Annotated in this window: 14 protein-coding genes and 3 pseudogenes; 4 read left to right on the forward strand and 13 right to left on the reverse strand. The window is 68.1% G+C overall.

Features of this window, described 5'->3' with window-relative positions; all coding sequences use genetic code 11:
• Nucleotides 1–56 precede the first annotated feature (56 nt).
• From ACIHEI_RS06135 to ACIHEI_RS06170, 8 genes are all read right to left on the reverse strand, one after another.
• Nucleotides 57–161 carry a DUF6893 family small protein gene (locus tag ACIHEI_RS06135; protein WP_380330774.1) on the reverse strand — a complete coding sequence of 35 codons (105 nt, stop codon included), beginning with the start codon at nucleotides 159–161 and terminating at the stop codon, nucleotides 57–59.
• Nucleotides 155–685 (reverse strand): hydrogenase maturation protease, encoded by a 531-nt coding sequence (locus ACIHEI_RS06140; protein ID WP_396605802.1) that lies wholly within the window; start codon nucleotides 683–685, stop codon nucleotides 155–157. The genes ACIHEI_RS06135 and ACIHEI_RS06140 overlap by 7 nt, the downstream gene beginning before the upstream one ends.
• Nucleotides 682–2,043 (reverse strand): hypothetical protein, encoded by a 1,362-nt coding sequence (locus ACIHEI_RS06145; RefSeq protein ID WP_396605803.1) that lies wholly within the window; start codon nucleotides 2,041–2,043, stop codon nucleotides 682–684. The genes ACIHEI_RS06140 and ACIHEI_RS06145 overlap by 4 nt, the downstream gene beginning before the upstream one ends.
• A complete protein-coding gene (locus ACIHEI_RS06150) occupies nucleotides 2,040–2,684 on the reverse strand; it encodes a DUF6084 family protein (protein WP_396605804.1) in 645 nt (214 codons plus the stop codon). The genes ACIHEI_RS06145 and ACIHEI_RS06150 overlap by 4 nt, the downstream gene beginning before the upstream one ends.
• Nucleotides 2,681–3,328, reverse strand: coding sequence for a DUF5947 family protein (locus ACIHEI_RS06155; protein WP_396605805.1), 648 nt, complete (start codon nucleotides 3,326–3,328; stop codon nucleotides 2,681–2,683). The genes ACIHEI_RS06150 and ACIHEI_RS06155 overlap by 4 nt, the downstream gene beginning before the upstream one ends.
• On the reverse strand, nucleotides 3,325–3,792 hold the full coding sequence (locus tag ACIHEI_RS06160; RefSeq protein ID WP_396605806.1) for a thioredoxin: 468 nt from the start codon (nucleotides 3,790–3,792) through the stop codon (nucleotides 3,325–3,327). Before ACIHEI_RS06160 ends, ACIHEI_RS06155 begins: the two co-directional genes overlap by 4 nt.
• A complete protein-coding gene (locus tag ACIHEI_RS06165) occupies nucleotides 3,789–5,570 on the reverse strand; it encodes a nickel-dependent hydrogenase large subunit (RefSeq protein ID WP_396605807.1) in 1,782 nt (593 codons plus the stop codon). Before ACIHEI_RS06165 ends, ACIHEI_RS06160 begins: the two co-directional genes overlap by 4 nt.
• Before the next feature lie 79 nt (nucleotides 5,571–5,649).
• Nucleotides 5,650–6,705, reverse strand: a complete 1,056-nt coding sequence (locus ACIHEI_RS06170) for a hydrogenase expression protein HypE (protein WP_387636563.1) — start codon at nucleotides 6,703–6,705, stop codon at nucleotides 5,650–5,652.
• 297 nt (nucleotides 6,706–7,002) lie between these two features.
• Between ACIHEI_RS06170 and ACIHEI_RS06175 the strand changes: the two genes are divergently transcribed.
• Both ACIHEI_RS06175 and ACIHEI_RS06180 read left to right on the forward strand, forming a co-directional pair.
• Nucleotides 7,003–7,155, forward strand: coding sequence for a hypothetical protein (locus tag ACIHEI_RS06175; protein WP_396605808.1), 153 nt, complete (start codon nucleotides 7,003–7,005; stop codon nucleotides 7,153–7,155).
• 255 nt (nucleotides 7,156–7,410) lie between these two features.
• A pseudogene (locus tag ACIHEI_RS06180) lies at nucleotides 7,411–7,887 on the forward strand (transposase family protein); the annotation flags it as partial.
• A 77-nt stretch (nucleotides 7,888–7,964) separates the two neighbouring features.
• On the opposite strand, the gene ACIHEI_RS06185 reads toward ACIHEI_RS06180, so the two are convergent.
• The 3 genes from ACIHEI_RS06185 to ACIHEI_RS06195 form a co-directional block, all read right to left on the reverse strand.
• Entirely contained in the window at nucleotides 7,965–9,965 is a 2,001-nt protein-coding gene (locus ACIHEI_RS06185; RefSeq protein ID WP_396605809.1) for an ATP-binding protein, read from the reverse strand.
• Nucleotides 9,966–10,452: 487 nt separating this feature from the next.
• On the reverse strand, nucleotides 10,453–11,403 hold the full coding sequence (locus tag ACIHEI_RS06190) for a hypothetical protein (RefSeq protein ID WP_396605810.1): 951 nt from the start codon (nucleotides 11,401–11,403) through the stop codon (nucleotides 10,453–10,455).
• A gap of 35 nt (nucleotides 11,404–11,438) precedes the next feature.
• Nucleotides 11,439–11,834 carry a hypothetical protein gene (locus ACIHEI_RS06195; RefSeq protein WP_396605811.1) on the reverse strand — a complete coding sequence of 132 codons (396 nt, stop codon included), beginning with the start codon at nucleotides 11,832–11,834 and terminating at the stop codon, nucleotides 11,439–11,441.
• Between the two features lie 367 nt (nucleotides 11,835–12,201).
• Between ACIHEI_RS06195 and ACIHEI_RS06200 the strand changes: the two genes are divergently transcribed.
• Nucleotides 12,202–14,781 carry a DUF262 domain-containing protein gene (locus ACIHEI_RS06200; RefSeq protein WP_396605812.1) on the forward strand — a complete coding sequence of 860 codons (2,580 nt, stop codon included), beginning with the start codon at nucleotides 12,202–12,204 and terminating at the stop codon, nucleotides 14,779–14,781.
• Between the two features lie 599 nt (nucleotides 14,782–15,380).
• Nucleotides 15,381–16,406: a hypothetical protein gene (locus ACIHEI_RS06205; RefSeq protein WP_396605813.1), complete on the forward strand. Its 1,026-nt coding sequence runs from the start codon at nucleotides 15,381–15,383 to the stop codon at nucleotides 16,404–16,406.
• A gap of 92 nt (nucleotides 16,407–16,498) precedes the next feature.
• Here ACIHEI_RS06205 and ACIHEI_RS06210 read toward each other — a convergent pair.
• A pseudogene (locus tag ACIHEI_RS06210) lies at nucleotides 16,499–17,036 on the reverse strand (transposase).
• Nucleotides 17,037–17,086: 50 nt separating this feature from the next.
• A pseudogene (locus ACIHEI_RS06215) lies at nucleotides 17,087–17,468 on the reverse strand (winged helix-turn-helix domain-containing protein).
• Between the last annotated feature and the right edge of the window lie 46 nt (nucleotides 17,469–17,514).

Here is a 17,514-nt window from a genome sequence, read left to right on the forward strand (position 1 = left end):
TCGGAGCCGCACTGCCGCCGCGCCGGGGGGCTACGCCGTTCGCAGCAATCCGCGGCTCACATCCGGCTGATCCTCACGTACCGCTTCACGTCGTCCAGGTTCTGCCAGATCACCGCCGCCACGGCCGTCACGACGGCCGCACAGAGCAGCTTCTTCACCATGCCGTTGTCTCCCTCTCCACTTGCGGGTCCGCCTTCGCGCCCGTCGGCTCCTCCGCGCCGACGATCCGCAGAACCACCCGGACCGCCTCCTCGACGGCGGCGGCGACCGGTGTGCTCAGGCCGATTCCCTCGTCCAGCGACTCCGGCTCGCAGCCCACCACGAGCACCCGCCCGGGCAGAGTGCCTCCGGTACCTGCGGCCAGGGTGCCGAGCAGCGCGAGTACGGCGTCGGGTCCCATCCGGTGCCCGTCCAGGACGGGCACCTCGACCGGGCCGGCGTCCGGTTCGATCAGGTAGACGGTGCCCGGCCCGCCGCCTCGCGCGGTGGCGTCGACCAGCACCAGCAGCCGGTAGCCGTCCAGGGCCTGGTAGGCGAGGTGGACGCCGCGCACGCCCACGTCGAGCAGTTCGACGTCGTCCGGCAGCGGGTGCTCCCCCAGCCGCCGGACGGTCTCCACCCCGAACCCGTCGTCGCCGAGGAGGATGTTGCCGACCCCGGCGACCAGGACGCGGCCCGTGCTCATGGCTCCTCCAACAGGGCGATCTCGTCGGGCTGGAAGTAGCGGAAGCGGCCCTGGGCCCGCCACAGGTCCGCGCCGGGGTCGTCCTCCACCGTCACGGCGAGGTGGACCGAGCCGTCCACGTCGTGCAGCACGGCCTCGACGAGGGCGGTCCGCCCGTCCAGGAACAGGTCCTGCGCGTCGGTGCGCCGCCGCCCGGGCCTGAGTACGACCCGGCTGCCCGCACCGACCTGTCGGCCGTTGACGACGACCCGGTCGTGTTCCGGGTCGGCCTCGGGGTCGTCGCCCGGATCCCACCACGGCTGGCCGGGCACGTTCCCGGTGATCTCGCGCAGGCCCCGGACGGCGCCGTGCAGGCGTTCCAGCACCTCCGGCGGCATCGAGTCGGCGAGGTCGATCACTGCTCCGGCCCGCTCGTCGGTACCGCGGGCCTCGCGCTTCTCACGGTCGGTCAGGGCCGCGGTCCGCAGTGCGAGAATCTCGTCGATCTCGGTCGCGTCGTAGAGCGCGCCGGGGCTCTCGGGGGCGATGCTCGGGTGGTCCTCCAGGATGATCGGCGAGGAGAGCAGCACCCGGCAGCGCCCGGGCGGCCCGGCGAGGACCGGCCAGGTGTGCTCGTTGCGGCACTGCGCGACCGCCTCCCTGGCCCACTCGGGCGGGTCGGTGACCGACAGGAAGGAGCCCCGGTCGAGCCCCAGCAACAGGTGCGCCGAGACGAGCGAGTGCTGCAGCGCCGCCTCCCGCCCGTCTGCCGGCGCCGCCGTCCGGACGGTGGTGTTCTCCACCACGACGGTCAGCCGCTGGGCCGCGTACGGCCCCGGGACCGCGCGGGCCGTCAGCCTCAGCACGCCCTCGACCGACTCCCGTCGCCGGACCAGCCGTCCGATCGGCACGTCTTCCTCATAGAGGATTTCGATGTCCTCGCCGGCCAGGAGGTGGAACGGGTGCACTACCCCCTCGGCCGGCTCCGTGACCGGGAGCAGTAGCTCGATGCGCTCCTCGACGCCTTCGTCCCACGGCACCATCACCCGGTCGGCGAGCTCCAGCTCCTCGACCGGCTCGAACCCGCCGCCGGGCAGCGCGCGTTCGACGGTGCGGCGCTGAGCCCGCAGGAAGCGCAGTTCCACAGCGAGTCGGTCGCCGGGGCGCGGCTCCATCAGGCACTCGGTGCGCTGGTGGGAGTGCTCGCCGCTGTCCTCGCCCCAGCCGGGCGGGACGAGCACGCCGAACTGCCAGCGGAGCCGGTTCTTGGCGGCCGAGGCGCGGTAGGGGTACAGCACGTACCCCTCGAAGAGCACGGCGTCGGCGATCTGCCGGGCCTGCGCGAATCTGCTGTCGAACTCCTCGGTCAAGGCGGTCACCGGGCGGCGTCCTCGAGCTCGGTGGCGGTCAGCAGTTCCCGCACGGTGGCCTCCCAGGAGGGCAGGGCGCGGCGGGAACGGTAGGCGAGCAGCGCGTCCATCACGTCCTCGGGCAGCCGCAGCCAGCCGCAGCCGGGGAAGTGCCGGTCGATCGCCTCCCGCCACACCGCGACGGGCATCCGCACCGAAGCCTCCCGGTCCCACGGGACCGGGGTGACCTGGAACCCGCCGGGCCCGGCGAACGCGGTGCCCGAGAACAGGAGCAGCAACGGGACCTCCCCGCCGTCCAGCGCCCTGAGGTAGCGGGCGGACGCGACGTCCATGTCGTAGGTGCACGGCACGGGCAGGTCCACCTCGGTCTCGCCGGTGAACCCGGGGACCATCAGCGGCACCTGGGCGAGCTGGACCGGGTTGAGCGTCGTGCCCCAGCGGGAGCGCTCGCCGAACAGGTCGGCGAGCCGCTCGCCCTCCGCCTCGCCGTAGCCGCGGCGGGCGGGTTCGATGCGAAGCTGGCAGCGGAGCGCGAGGGCGTGCACCCGGGCGGCGGCGGGCGCGGTGATCCGCAGCCGGAAGACGAGCGTGGGCCCGGCGGCGTGCGGATCGGTCGTCACGCCGGTACAGGCGAAGCCGAGTTCGGTCATCGGGAGACCTCCGCCGCCAGCGGCCTGGCGCGCTCGTCGAGCCGGGCGAAGAAGGCGTCGAGTTCGGCCCGGGCCTCGGCGCCGCCGTCGAACCCCCGCCAGCAGCGCCGCAGCCGGCCGACCAGTTCGTAGCAGGTGTCGATGGGCACCAGGTGGCACTGGACGCCGTCGTCGGTGTGCCGCAGCAGCAGGGCCTCGACGTCCGGCTCCAGGACGGCGGCGAGCCGGCTGCCGTCGAGGGCGGACTGCCAGGCGGCCTCGTCCGGCTCGCTCTCGGTGGCACCGGCCGGGCCGGGGTAGAACACCACCAGTCGGTCCTGCCTGGCGTTGCGGAAGAGGAAGGCGGTCCCGACCGGGATGCCGAGCGCCGCCCAGGCGTCCTCGCCGATCCGGTGGTCCGGGTCGATCAGGTGGCGGTCGGGGACACTGCGGTAACGGCCGCCGGCCGCGCCCGGCTGCTGGAAGAGCAGCCCGCACGCGGTGCAGACGCAGGTCAGGGCCTGTTCCTCGGTGTCCACCAGGTGCCGGTGGTGCTGCGGAACGCGCTGGCCGCAGAAGGTGCAGCGCTCGGGCTGCGGAGGGGCCGGTTCGCGCAGCCGGCGCAGCAAGGCAGTGCCGAGCCTGTCGAGTCGACGGACGCTCACCGTGCCTCCGCCGGGCTGGGCGGGCGGGCGGAGATCTGCAGCAACTGCGGGGCCTGTTCCAGCTCAAGCGCCGTCACCTCGGGTGCGTGGCAGGCGAGAACGGCCTCGATCTCCTGCTCGGAGCAGCCGCAGCCTCCTCGGGTGCGGCGGAGCCGGGCGGTGCCGGTGGCGGGTTCGTAGCCGGACAGTTCGATCGGCTCGGCGAGGGTGGCGAGCGCCCGGCGGATACGGGCGGTGGCGTCCTCGGGGTGCAGGTCGTGCAGGACGAGCAGTCCGGCCACCACCGGGTCGTCCAGCAGCCGCTCCAGCGCGGGCGGCGGCACCGCCCGGACCAGTCGGGTGAGGCCGTCGCCGTACATCTCCATCAGCTCGCGCACCAGGTGCTCGCCGGTCTCCTGCGCACCGTGCGCGGCGAGCCGGTCCAGTGCTTCCTGGACCCGTTGCCCGGTCTGCTCCGCCGTCATGCGAGCCCGCTCAGGCCGGTGGGCACGTGCATCTGCTGCACGGTCTTCCCGCCGCCCACGTACATGTGGACGCCGCAGGGCAGGCAGGGGTCGAAGCTGCGGACGGCCCGCATGATGTCGATGCCCTTGAAGTCGTCCGGGGAGTTCTCCTCGAAGATCGGCGTGTTCTGCACCGCGTCCTCGTACGGGCCGGGCGTGCCGTAGCTGTCGCGGACGCTGGCGTTCCACGGGGTCGGCGGGTACGGGTGGTAGTTGGCGATCTTGCCGTCCCGGATCACCATGTGGTGCGAGAGCACACCGCGGACCGCCTCGGTGAAGCCGCAGCCGATCGACTCATCCGGTACCTCGAAGCGCTCCCAGGTCTGGCTGCGGCCGGCGCGGACCTCCTCCAGCGCCTTCTCGGCGAAGTGCAGGGCCGCGGCGGCCGCGTAGGCCTGGAAGTAGGTGCGGGCGCGGTTGCGCTCGATGGCGTTGCTCCACTGCGGGATCTTCCACTCGAAGGTGGTCTCCGGCTTGGTCATCGAGCGCGGCAGGTTGATCACCACGCTGTGGCCGGTGGCCTTGACGTAGCCGATGTCGACCAGCCCGGACAGCGCGGTGGACCAGAGCCGGGCGATCGGGCCGCCGCCGGTGTCGAGCGCCAGGTGATTCTTGCCGTCGAACCAGCGTGGGGACATCACCCAGCTGTACTTGTCGTCGAAGTTGCGCTTCTGCGGCTGCGGGATGGTGTGCTGGTTCCACGGGTGGCGCGGGTCGACCGGGTTGCCGAGCGGGTCGTGGGTGACGAACAGTTCCTTGCCCTGCCAGTCCTCGTAGTAGGAGCTGCCGAGCAGGATCCGGATGCCGAGGTTGATCTCGGTGAGGTCGTTGGTGACCAGTTTGCCGTCGACCACGATGCCGGGGGTGACGAACATCCGCCGGCCCCAGTCGGTCATGTTGCGGTAGGTGAAGTCGCAGTGGTCCGGGTCGTTGAGGCTGCCCCAGCAGCCGAGCAGGACGCGCCGCCGACCGACCTCCTCGTACCCGGGCAACGCCTGGTAGAAGAAGTCGAAGAGGTCGTCGTGGAGCGGCACGACCTTCTTCATGAACTCGACGTAGCGCATCAGCCGGGTCAGGTAGTCGGTGAACAGCTGGACGGTGGCCACCGTGCCGACACCGCCCGGATAGAGCGTGGAGGGGTGCACGTGGCGCCCTTCCATCAGGCAGAACATCTCCCGGGTGTAGCGGCTGACCTGCAGCGCCTCGCGGTAGAACTCACCCTCGATCGGGTTGAGCGAGCGCATGATGTCGGCGATGGTCTTGTAGCCGTGCTCGCCGGCGTGCGGCGCTTCCGTGCGCTCGGCCAACTCCAGCACGCCGGGGTTGGTCTCGCGAACCATCTTCTCGCAGTAGTCGACCCCGACCAGGTTCTCCTGGAAGATGTTGTGGTCGAACATGTACTCGGCGGCCTCGCCGAGGTTGATGATCCACTCACCGAGGTGCGGGGGCTTCACGCCGTACGCCATGTTCTGGGTGTAGACCGAACAGGTGGCGTGGTTGTCGCCGCAGATGCCGCAGATCCGGCTGGTGATGAAGTGCGCGTCGCGCGGGTCCTTGCCGCGCATGAAGACGCTGTAGCCGCGGAAGACCGATGAGGTGCTGTAGCACTCCGCCACCCGCTTCTGCTTGAAGTCCATCTTCGTGTGGATGCCCAGGCTGCCCACGATCCGGGTGATCGGGTCCCAGGACATCTCCACCAGGCCGCTGCCGTCCCCGGCCGCCTTGGTCATCGGTGCCATCGTGTCTGTCGTGCCCTTCTGAAGGGGTGGGAGGAGCGGCGGGCGGGCCGCCACGCGGGGTGCGCAGCGGCCCGCCGGGTCACCAGGGGGCGCGGTAGCCGGTCGTGAGCTTGCGGCCGGTGCGGCGCCACTTGGGTTCCTTGTCGAGGGTCTTGAGGGTGATCGCACGCAGCCGCCGGATGACCGAGCCGTACGCGGAACTGGCCGCCGTGGAGACGGTCGAGCCGGGAGGCGGGTCCATGAATGGCATGAACTTGTCAGGAAATCCGGGCATCGTGCAGGCGATGCAGATGCCGCCGACGTTCGGGCAGCCGCCGACCCCGTTGATCCAACCGCGCTTGGGGACGTTGCACTTCACGACCGGGCCCCAGCAGCCGAGCCGCACCAGGCACTCCGGCGTGCCGTAGTCGGTGGCGAACTGCCCCTGTTCGTAGTAGCCGCCGCGGTCGCAGCCCTCGTGCACGGTGGCGCCGAACAGCCAGGCGGGGCGCAGCTTGTCGTCCAGCGGGATCATCGGCGCCGAGCCGGCCAGCTGGTAGAGCAGGTACGTCAGGGTCTCGGCGAAGTTGTCGGGCTGGATCGGACAGCCGGGCACGCAGACGATCGGCAGCCCCGCCTTGGACTTCCAGTCCCACCCGAGGTAGTCCGGCACACCCATCGCACCGGTCGGATTGCCCTCCATGGCGTGGATACCGCCGTACGTGGCACAGGTGCCGATCGCGACGACGCCGGTGGCCTTCGGGGCGAGCCGGTCCAGCCACTCACTGGTGGTGATCGGCTGACCGGTCGCCGGGTCGTCGCCGAAGCCGCACCAGTAGCCCTCCTCCTTGATCTCCTCGTTGGGGATGGATCCCTCGACCACCAGGACGAACGGGTCGAGTTCGCCGCGGTCCGCCTTGAAGAACCACTCAACGAAGTTGTCGGCGCCCTGCACCGGTCCGCACTCGAAGTCGATGAGCGGCCAGTGGACGGCGACCTTCGGCAGGCCCGGCAGGGCCCCCGTGACGATCTCCTCGATGCTCGGCTGCATGGCGGCCGTCAGAGAGACCGAGTCGCCGTCGCAGCTGAGCCCCGCGTTGATCCAGAGAATGTGCACCACGTCGGTGTCGGTGGCACTCGTTGTTGCAGCACCCATGAGGATGCCTCCTCGGAGCCGGGAGAGCCGGACACAATGGCTCAGAACCGTCTTAACAGCGGTTGGCCCGGCACGCCGGTCCACAGGGCCGTGCGGGACATCCGATGGGCCGCAGACCAGGTCCGCCGTTCGGCTCAACACACCGCCGCTCGGGGGGCAAAGAACTGGCGGCGCATCACCGCCAGCTCCTCGGCACGGTACGCGGCCGGCGACCGACTGCGTCCGTCGACCTTCCGAGCGGCCTTCTTCGCCACGATCCGGCCCTCTTGCCCCATAGCCGAACCGAGGGTTCCCTTCATGGCGCTCATCGTCGCGTTCGGGGCCGCGCTGCTCGTCGCGGTCCTGCTGTCGGGCCTGGCCGCTCGCACCGCCCTCTCCACCTCGTCGCTGTTCCTCGCCGCGGGCGCTTTCAGCGGCGGACTCGAACGCAGCCACTCGCCTGACGACTGACCACAACGGGGGGCGCCAATGTTGGCGGCCGGTTCGGATTCCCCGCACGCAGCCGGTTGACGGGGAGTCACCAGGCTGCGGATGCCACGACGTGCAGTCGTCGACGGAGTCAGTGAGCCTCTTCAAGGCGGGCACCGTTCGGGTGACGGCAGGGTGCTCGGGATGAGAGCAGAACGAACGAGGCTCCCGGGCGGTTGAGCGAGATGTCTCACGTCTCAAGCAGCCGACCAGGGAGCCTCGTTGGCCACCTATCCTGACCCGGAATACGTCCTGGTCGACGGAACCCTCGCCGAGTGCGACCGCGTCGGCGACGGCCGGGCCGACTACTCCGGCAAACACCGCCGCCACGACGTCAACCACCAGGTCATCACCGGCCCGACAGGCAAGCTCGTGCGGATCTCCCGCGCCCTGCCCGGCCGTACCCACGACCTGACCGCCGCCCGCACCCACCGCATCGTCAGGACCTGCGTCCGGCTACGGATCCCGGCCCTGGCCGACATGGCGTACACAGGCGCCGGCGGAACGTTCGCCGTGCCGACCAGACGCCCCGCCCGCAAGGAGCTGACCACTGGGCAGCGGTCGCTGAACCGGGCCCACGCCCGGCTCCGTCACCCCGTCGAACGCGGCGTCGCCACCGTCAAGCGCTGGCGAATCTTCCGCCACGCACGTTGCAGCCCGAACTGGCTGACCTCAGCAGCCAAGGCAGTCCTCACCCTGGAGCTTCACCGCTGAAAGTCTCAATGAGCGGCCAGCATCCGCTCGGCGCGCCGACAGTTGGCGGTCACTCAGGTGTCTCTGTGTGACGCTGATCAGTTCTCGTTGCGCTGGGGTGTCGCGTCAGCGCTCTGGTCACTGCGTGACTGCTGGGGAAGCCTCAACTCCATTGGAATTACCTGCGGGTGGTGCAGGCGTAGGTATTCCAGTGCTTGTTCGACGGACGGGTCGTGCTGCAGGTGCTCTTGGAAGTAGGTGAGGCGGCCTTTGCACTCCTCGATGATCTCGGACCAGCGCTTTACCCAGACCCGAACCGTCATACCGCCGCGCGTGAGGTCCCAGGCACAGCCGGCGGGCCTCTCACGTTGTTGGACCTCCATCTCGACGAGGTCGCCGAGGTCAGTGGCGACGAGCCAGAAGTCCCACTCGACGTTCACGTCGGCGAACTGAGGGTCCTTCGCCACAGCGTTGGCGTAGCTCTTGATCTGCTGCAGCTGCTTGTCGCCAGCGTTCACATCCGGGGCCTTGAGTTCCACGATGAGATGCTGGCGTCGATCGTGGAACTTCCGCGACCGGGACAGCATCAGGTCGACGATCGCCACACTGCCGTCGTCGCGCCGCACTGGTTCCGGAGCTCGGTTGTCGCGGCCGAGGATCTTGAGGTGTCGGTCGAGGACCGTGTTGAGCGACCTGTCGCTGGCGAGGAGGGAGTACTGCTCTCCGAAGATCCACGTCTCATTCTCCAGGATCTTGTGGAGCTGCGTCCGTTCCTTCACGACCTTGCGGATTTCCGGATCGAAGACCATGTGCGACAGCGCGGTCAGGAAGTCAAGGCGGGCGGCGACGCTGCTGGATGCCTTGATGATGCTCGCCAGACTCGTGCGGTCAAGGAGCCGTTCGAGCTCGGTGCGATCCTCCGCGTTGAGCCGGAAGACCTCGTCCAGGATCCGATTCACGCTCTCGGGCTGATGCTTGACCGATTCACGAAGCAAGGCGAGCGTCGCTTTCAGATGCTTGTCGGGCCGGGGCATGTGGCGCTGTACGGTCGTGGCGATGATGTCGAAAGTGTCGCGTTCCAGTTGTTCGGCCTCGGAGCCCACCTCGCCCTCGTATGGGTAGAGACGCTTGTCCTTCCACTGCTGGACGATCTCACCTCTGCGCTCGACCGTGCGGACCTTGAAGTGCTCACGGAGGATTTCGCGGCTTCGCGTCAGCAGTATGGCGACGGGCCCGTCGGCCGCTTCACCCAGGAGGAACTCACCTGCGTGCGACGCCATCTGATCCCAGCTCACGTAAGCCGTGAAGTCGAAGCCAGGGGCCTGGATGCGCAGGTCCACGATGTCCACCACGATGCCATCCGCATCGCAGAGGTGGAGTTCCCGGTCCACCCGCATGTCCCACTCGATCACGCGCAGGGCCGCCTGATGCGTCATGCCATCGTGGGTGAAGTCGAACCCGAATGTCTTCTCCACCTGGATGGCCTTGCCGGGATTAAGAGTCACTCCGTCATAAATGATCTCCAGGCCGGGGAACATCGCGAGGTAGGGCGCGAATTCGGTGGTCAGCTTGGCGCGCGCCTTGTCCTCGCCGAGCTTGTTGAGAATGTAGGACTGGCGCCCCCAAGCCTCGAAGACGGTGCCCGTGTCCTGCTCGCTGGGCCGCGGGTCCGAGATCTCGAAGTCGTTCCTGGAGGAACGGTCTGCGCTGACCGTCGTCAGGAAGCGCCCGCCAATCGAGTCAGCGACCGTTGTCCAGCGGATGGCGGACCCGAGGGCGAATCCGCGAAGTCGCCCCTGCCCCGCCCGCCCGTGCAGGGGGCGGTGATGATCGATCGAGAACCGCCTCAGCTTCTTCCAGGAGCCGCCGATCCTGTCGAAGGTCGAAGCACAGGTTTCCGGTGTTATGCCATTTCCGTCATCCCGGACGACGACCTTCTCGACGGCACCCAACTCGCTCCGCAGGATCTCTACTTCGACCATCGTCGCTTCGGCGTCGAGCGCGTTCCAGACCAGCTCTTTGACGGCACCGACAGGATCCCCCTCGCGCGCCAGGCGCTCGACGTGGTCCTCAGCGGCTTCGAGATGTACACGTCGCATGCAAAGAGGATGGCAGAGGATGGTCAGCTGGGCGGGGGAAACGGAGAATCTACGATCTGCTGTCCGTCCGGTGCCCGAAGGTGCACCGGACGGCGCGCGCTGATTGCTTGCACTCCTGCCCCTCCCGAACGGCTCCGCTTTGGACGAATCTCCTAGCCGAGCGGCTGGGAAGAGAACCGGCATGACTGTGGCCACGCCGAGCGTCCCCGACACCATGCCGATCACGGCACCTTCCACCCCTGATGCAGTGGAGATTTCTCTACGCCGAACCCCACTGGTCGTGGCCGATCCGGTGGACCCACTGGCCCTGACCGCACGTCTCCTGTCGGCAGCCGAGCGGGGAGTGGACCCGTCGACCGTCACCCGATGGCTCGAACTCCTTGTCACCGCGGCGAGCAGTATGCGCCATGGCCGCCGCGCGGGCCCGGTCCCGACACTCGCCGAGTACGGGAACGAGGTGATCAAGGTAGCGCTGGCCGATCTGGAGTCAACCACCCTGGCTCCCTACCTGGCCGGTTGGCGCAAGCGAATCCTGCCGACTCTGGGCCACCTGCTGCTGACCGACATCACCGCCGGGGTCATCGACCGCGCCAACCTCGACTGGATTGCCGACGGACACCAGCTCTCCTCCCTCAAGAACACGCTCGCTGCCCTCAGCCGAGTCCTTGCGCAAGCAGTCCGCGACGGCTGGCTCGACACTCTCCCCGGCCACATGCCCAGGTGGCAACGCGCCTACAAGCAGGCCCAGGACGAGCTCGACAATCTCCGCTCCCTGGCTCTGCCCGACTACCGCGCCCTGACCGACCTGGCGGCGGCACTGGTCGATGCCTCCCGCGACCGCTACGCGCCGCGAGGTCGGCGGAGACCGGCTGGTCGGCTTCGAGGTCTTCGGGGGCGTAGCACCACAGCGCCGTAGGGCGAGGATCTCTGCGGTCTGCTGGCGCTGGCGGGGAGCAGCGGATTCGTCGTCGGTGAGGGCGCCGGCCAGCAGGGCCGACAGCCGGGTGGGCATGCCGGTGCGGGTGACGACGCCCTGGGCGGCGGTGATGACCTCGGGTGGGATGGTCGGCGGGTTGGCGTCGCCGATCTCCTCGTCCGTGTCGCCGGGGTCGCGTGTGCCCTCCAGGGGGCCGCGGGCGGCCCAGAGGTCATCGATCAGCCGGTACAGCCGTGGCAGTTTGGGCGCCCTGGGTCCTGTGATGTCGGACAGCCACCGGTCCGCCACCAGGAGGGCGGTGTCCGTGTCGAGGCCGAGGAGCGGTGTGAGCACTTCCTGACCGAGGTCGGGCAGGTGGCCCAGGGCCGGGGGCCGGAACGCCTGCCGGTCCTGTTCGTCGAGGAAGATGCTGCGGGCGGTGATCACTTGGCGGTGCAGCGCCTCGTGCCGGCGCGCGCACTCGGTGAGGATTCCCGCGATCCGGGCTGCCGCAGCAGTCACCTGCTCGTCCTCGGCCTCGAGCGATTCACGGACCTTCAGCAGGAGGCGGTGCTCCGAATCCAGGCGGCCGGTTTGAGCAACGCGTCGAGGGCGTACTTGGCGACCCTGAGATGCTCATCCGCGGGACGGGCAGGCGCGGCCCTGTGGGCAAGGGCTGCGAGCCCTTCGATCACCACCTGGTACGTGGCTTCGTCGTCGAAGCCCTGCTGCGCGATGACCGGGTCGATGGCCGCGAGGGCGAACGTCGCGACGTCGTAGGTGGCGTCCGGCCAGTCCTGACGGGCGGCGCTCGCGGCGGCTTCCGCGATGGGCCGTGAACGCATCAGCACGGCCACACGCGCCGGGAACGTGCGGTCGAACACCGACAGGTCCCCGGGACCAGGCGTCGAGGACGCGGCTCTGTCGTCGGCCTCGTTGAAGGGTATGTCCAACGTGCGCTCCTCCCCTGAGCCAGCGCCTGGTCCGTACCGTAACCGCTGGCACCGATACCGCGCTGGAAGATCGCAACACGGGCGCGACCACTTGCTGACGCGACTCCAGAGCGCCGGACAACTCGACTGCCAGATGTAGGGCAGCGGCAGGGGAACCGTCCGGCGAGGTACACGGCTTGCTGTGACGTCCACGGCAACTTTTCTGGTTGAACTCGCCTTGTCGTGGGTGACGGGTACGGTGTCGATCAGGTGCTCTCCGCCATGCCCTCGCGGATATCGGTCGGGAGTTCGATGCCGTGTCAGGGCTGCACCGTGTCCGTACCAAGCGTCGGACACGAGGACGGTTGGGGAGAGGGGCCACCGCGTCATGGATGCCAGAGAGACCACGTTCCAACGCCTGATCCAGGGCGACAACCAGTTCCAGATCCCGCTGTACCAGCGCACCTACAGCTGGACCCGTGACGATCACAAGCGCCTGTGGAGCGACTTGGCCGAGCAGGCCGCGGAACTGTCTTCCCCGCGGCCCGGAGCCCCTGCCGTGGACAACGAGGAGCCGGTCCGGCATTTCCTCGGGTCCCTGGTCCTGGCCCCCCGGCCGCCCATTCCGGACACCGTGCAACGGTGGGTCGTCATCGACGGACAGCAACGGCTGACCACGTTGATGTTGCTCGCGTGCGCCCTGCGCGATCACGTCCGCCTCTTCGACGCCCCGAAGGCGGACCTGATTCACCGCCGGTACCTCATCAACGAGGAGGACTTCACCGGACTGGACCGGTACCGTCTCCTGCCGACGCAGGCCGACCGTCCTTCCTACCTGGCGTGCGTCGACGGACAGGCGACGGCCGGCGGGGAGGACAACGTCGGTGCGGCCTATCGTTTCTTCCGCGCTGCACTGGCCGAGTACGACTCCGTTGGCGATTGGGAGGTTGTCCGGTTCGTCGACCTGGCTCTCCGGCACCGGCTGTCCTTGGTCAGCATCACCGCCGGTCCTCGTGACAACGTCTACCGGATCTTCGAGTCGCTCAACAACACCGGTGTCCCGCTGACCCAGGCGGACCTGCTGCGCAACTACGTATTCATGAACCTGCCCAGGCTGAGCGACGAGGTCTACGAGAAGCTGTGGCTCCCGATGCAAACGGAGCTCGGGCCCGACCGGATGGTGACCCTGGCGTGGCTGGACCTGGTCCTGCAGGGGGACACCAGGGCAAAGCAGAGCGAGGTCTACGTCCTCCAGCAGCGTCGGCTCTCGGCCGTGATTGCCTCCGGCGGTGAGCCGGCCCTTCGGGACGAGATCTCCCGGCTTCACCGCCTGGCCGCGGTTCTGTTGCGTGTCACCGAACCTGCCCGCGAGTCCCACCCCGGCCTGCGCGAGGTGCTGAACCGCTTGGGCGAGTGGGGCAGCGAGGTCCACTACCCTCTCGCGCTCTACATCCTCGATCGGGTCGAGCAGGGCGCGGCTGAGCCCGACGAGGCCGTCCAGGCCCTGTCCTACATCGAGAGCTTCCTCGTACGCCGCATGATCTGCTACGTCCGGACGAACAACCTCAACCGGGTGCTCGCCGCAGCCCCTTCCGAGCTCGAGCAGGACCGGCCGTTGGCAGAGGCCGTGCACCGGTATCTCTCGGGACCACGCCGCTACTGGCCGACCGATGCCCAGCAGCGGGATGCCATTCGTACGCAGCCGTTCTACTGGCGAGGAAAGCACGAGCAGAGGTTCTTCGTCCTGCGACGCCTCGAGGAGAGCTACGCAGCTGCCGAACCGGTCGACTTCGAGCGTGCCCGTCTCACCATCGAGCACGTCCTGCCGCAGACTCCGACTCCCGAATGGCTCGGGCTACTGGCGGAGGAGGTCACGGACGAGGAAGGTCCCGAAGAGCTGCACGAGCTTCTCCTGCACACCTTGGGCAACCTCACCCTGACCGGTGAGAACGGGCGGCTCTCGAACCACCTGTTCCAGCGCAAGCAGCAGATCCTCGATTCCAGTACCCTGCGGATGAACCGCGAGATCGCGGCGGCCGAACGATGGGGCAAGGCCGAGATCCTCGCAAGGGCCGAGCGCCTCGCCGACCGCGCCGCACAGCTCTGGCCCGCGCCCCTGCCCGCCGGCTTCGAGGAGAGCGACGAACGCAGCGAATGGGCCCTGCTCCGTCAGATCCTGGCAGGGATGCCGGCCGGCTTCTGGACGACCTACGGGGACGTCGCCGCAGTCATCGGCATCCACCCCCGGCCGCTTGGAACGCACCTGGCCACACGGCGAGGCATTCCGAATCCGCACCGGGTCCTCACCGCCTCGGGCGTCCCATCCCCGGAGTTCGCCTGGCTCGACGGACGCACCGAGACCCAGCGCGAGGCTCTCGAACGTGAGGGCGTGCGCTTCCAAGGGGCCCGGGCGGACGTCGCACAACGGCTGTACCCGGTGGATCTGGCCGGGCTCGCGGGGATGGAGGCGCCGGAAGCGGCGACACCTTCCACGACGCCCTCGACCACCGACCAAGGCGGGGCCGTCAATCGCCCAGTCCGGTTCCGATCCCTCTTGACAGATCATCAGCCCGATGTCGCGGACGGGGTGCTCGCGTTGCTGGCCGCATGGGAGGCGAACGGTGGCTGGCTGAGCTACGGATCGACTGAGGAGACGAGCTGCTTCCCGATGCTTCGCAAGGGAGGTGGTGCCCAAGGCGAGATCTGGCCGGTCGCGATCTATCCCCGCTCCGGCCGGGTCGAGGTGGTGTTCGAACACCTCAGCCGACGAGAGCCGTTCACCCGGCCCGAGCTCCTGATGGGGCTACTCGACCGAATCAACGCAGTACCGGGCGTGCACCTCGACGTCGATGCCGGGGAAATCAACCGCCGCCGTCCCGGCTTCCCGATCGACGTCCTGAACGGCGCCGGCCTCGAACGCTTTCGAGATGTCCTCACCTGGTTCTGCAATGAGGCATCGAGGCTGTAGGAAGAAAGACTCATGGGCCGACATGGCTGCTCGTGGCAGGTTCAGCGGGCGCACCGTGGTCGGAGGATCGCCAAAACTGAACAGTTGACACGACGAGGTCGCCCTTGCTATCCACGCCGTCCCGGCCTGACTAGGGGCGCCGAAGAAAAAGACAGGATATCCGGCCCGTGCGGTTCGAAAAATCAAATCTGGCCACGTACGTCGCTCCCGCCTCATAGCCTCCCTATTGGCAAACTCGTCGGCTTTCGAGTGTTCGTCTCCACTCCCGCCCCCCATAGCTGTTCGGATGTGATCTGTGGCGCCCGTCGCTCTCCTGCAGTGCACAGAATTGATGATGCGTAACCTGCCTGCTCCTGTCCCAGAATGGAACAAGCGTGGGGAGCGAAGCTTCGCTTATCCGTATACAGTGTGGCGGACACCACGAGCGTGGTGTCTGGCCGTCTTCACCAATCGACATGACGATACGCTCAGGCGTGAAATCATCGGCCTCGGCAGCGCGTTCCCCGGGCGCCACAGCGAGACGTACGAGCGGTCACTCGTGGTCAGGCATTACACCCCCACTGCAACGCCCGCTCGCACTTCGCGAACTAGTTGAGCCGATGCGTGCCAGCAGCAGGTACCTGAACGACGATGGACGGCTATCCCCAAAGGCTGGCGAGGCCCTAGTCCAGGGCATTCGCAGCCTGCGTCCCGAAATTGGCCAGCGCATCACCGAACTTGAACAAATTCTGGACGCAGCACCTCCTCAGGGTCCGGTTGGTGAACGCCTGGCTTTCGAGAAGGATGCCGTCGGCACACTGTTCGATATCACTGGCTTGGATCGCGACGCCATCGAGGAATGGCAGGACCCCGTCGTCGGCTCCGGCAACATATCGGTACCTTTCCTCGAGGGCCTTACTAATTCGCGCATCATCGAGGACCAACAGATCGTTCACGACTACCACCGTTTCCCGGGAATGGATGGCAGCGACACCCTTCAACTTGGCTGGCGCGTGTATACCCCCAGCGGCGGCACCTCGCTCCCGCGCCAACAACTCTTCATCTACAATGCGAATCGGACTCAACTCGAACACGACATGGGTCTCGACCTGCTATATTACAATGAGCCCTGTCACAGCCTCGTGATGGTCCAGTACAAGCGGATGCGCGCGGAGAAAAGCGGCTGGGTTTACCGCCGTGACCGCAGCATCGACAAGGAGCTGGCGCGAATGCGCGAGGTCGACCGCATCTGTCAGGGTGCAGAGACCGGTGCGGACCCGCGTCTCGTCGCGACCCCGAGCGTGGTCAAACTGTGTCGCACAACCCCCTTCGCAATGAATTCAACCAAGCTCATCCCAGGCATGTACCTGACGCGATCTCATTTCGAGGCGATCCTTCACCACTCGGACTCGGTCGGCCCCAACAAAGGAATTCGCATCCGCGAGGGAGGCGTGCCCCGGTACCTCAACAACACCACTTTCACCACCCTGGTCAGGGACGGGTGGATTGGCAGTCGAGGTACCAGTACCGACTACCTGATCGAGCAAATCCGCCAGAGTCTGTCACCCCATGGGCCGGGTTCCGTCGTCGTCGGTGTGCACCGCAGCATCGACCCGCCCGGGAACCGTAGGCGGGACCGCTGGTAGCACCTCCTTTCCGGGCAAGCCACTCACAGATGGGGCTGGGCGGGACGCGAGTCCGTCGGCGGCTACTCGAGTTGAACTCGCGGTGTCTGTGGTCAGGATGGGGCGAGGCTCAGTCCAGTCCCGGTCAAGCAGCCGTCGATGAGGTGTGGGCGGTACTGGATCTTCCGCTACCCTCGCCTGACCGTCCGCACCAGGTGCTCCGGGTCGGCGAACGCGACGTTGGCCAGGAATCCCCGCCGAGCAGCGATCAGATGTCCTCGACGGAGTTGAGGTCCGGCGCGTACGGAGGCAGCTGGTAGAGACGGTCAGCCAGTCCTGTGTGGCGATGAACTCCTTCATGCCGGTGGCCAGGTGGGTGTTCAGGTTGTCCCAGACCAGGACGATCGGGCCGTCGAGCTGGTTGTGTGCGGCGACGACCAGGTCGCGGCAGTCGGTCCGGGCGAAGCTCTTGCGGCCCTTGCTCCGGCCCTGGCCGTCGTGCAGCCTGGGTCGGTAGATCAGCCGGGATCGTTCGCCGGGCTTGTAGCAGGTCAGGGCGGCGATCGAGACCCGTCGGCGGGAGCGGCCGCGCACCCGAACAACAGGTGTGTGGCCGCGGCGTCCCCAGGTGCGGGCCCGCGTCGGCGTCATCGAGACCCCGGCCTCGGCCTCGAACACCAGCCAGGCCCCGAGCGCCGCCACTAGCCTTTTACCTGCGGCCACACCTGCTTCTTCCACACCTCGACCGCACCCTCGTCCCGCTCAATTGCACGACGAACGGGCTGCTGACAGGACCAGCCGTTGCCCCGCGAACAACTTCCACGCGCCCTGGACGGTGTAGGAGACGTGGAACCGGCGGCCGATCAGCGTCTTGATCCGCGCCAGCGTCCACCGTTGGTCCTCCCAGCCATGAGCGAGCGGTCCTCTCCCTAACTACCGCTCCAGCAGAACAAACTGACGTGAGCTGAGGCGGGGAAGCGACTGCGGCCCCTTGGACTCCAGCGCGGCCGAGCCGCCTTCCCGCCAGGCCCGGCGCCACCGCTCGACCGACCGCACCGTGACTCGCAGGTCGCGGGCGATCATTGTGTTGCTGTCACCACGCTCGAACCGCTCGGCGGCATCGAGCCGC

The organism is Kitasatospora sp. NPDC051984 (assembly GCF_044593455.1).
GTDB lineage: Bacteria > Actinomycetota > Actinomycetes > Streptomycetales > Streptomycetaceae > Kitasatospora.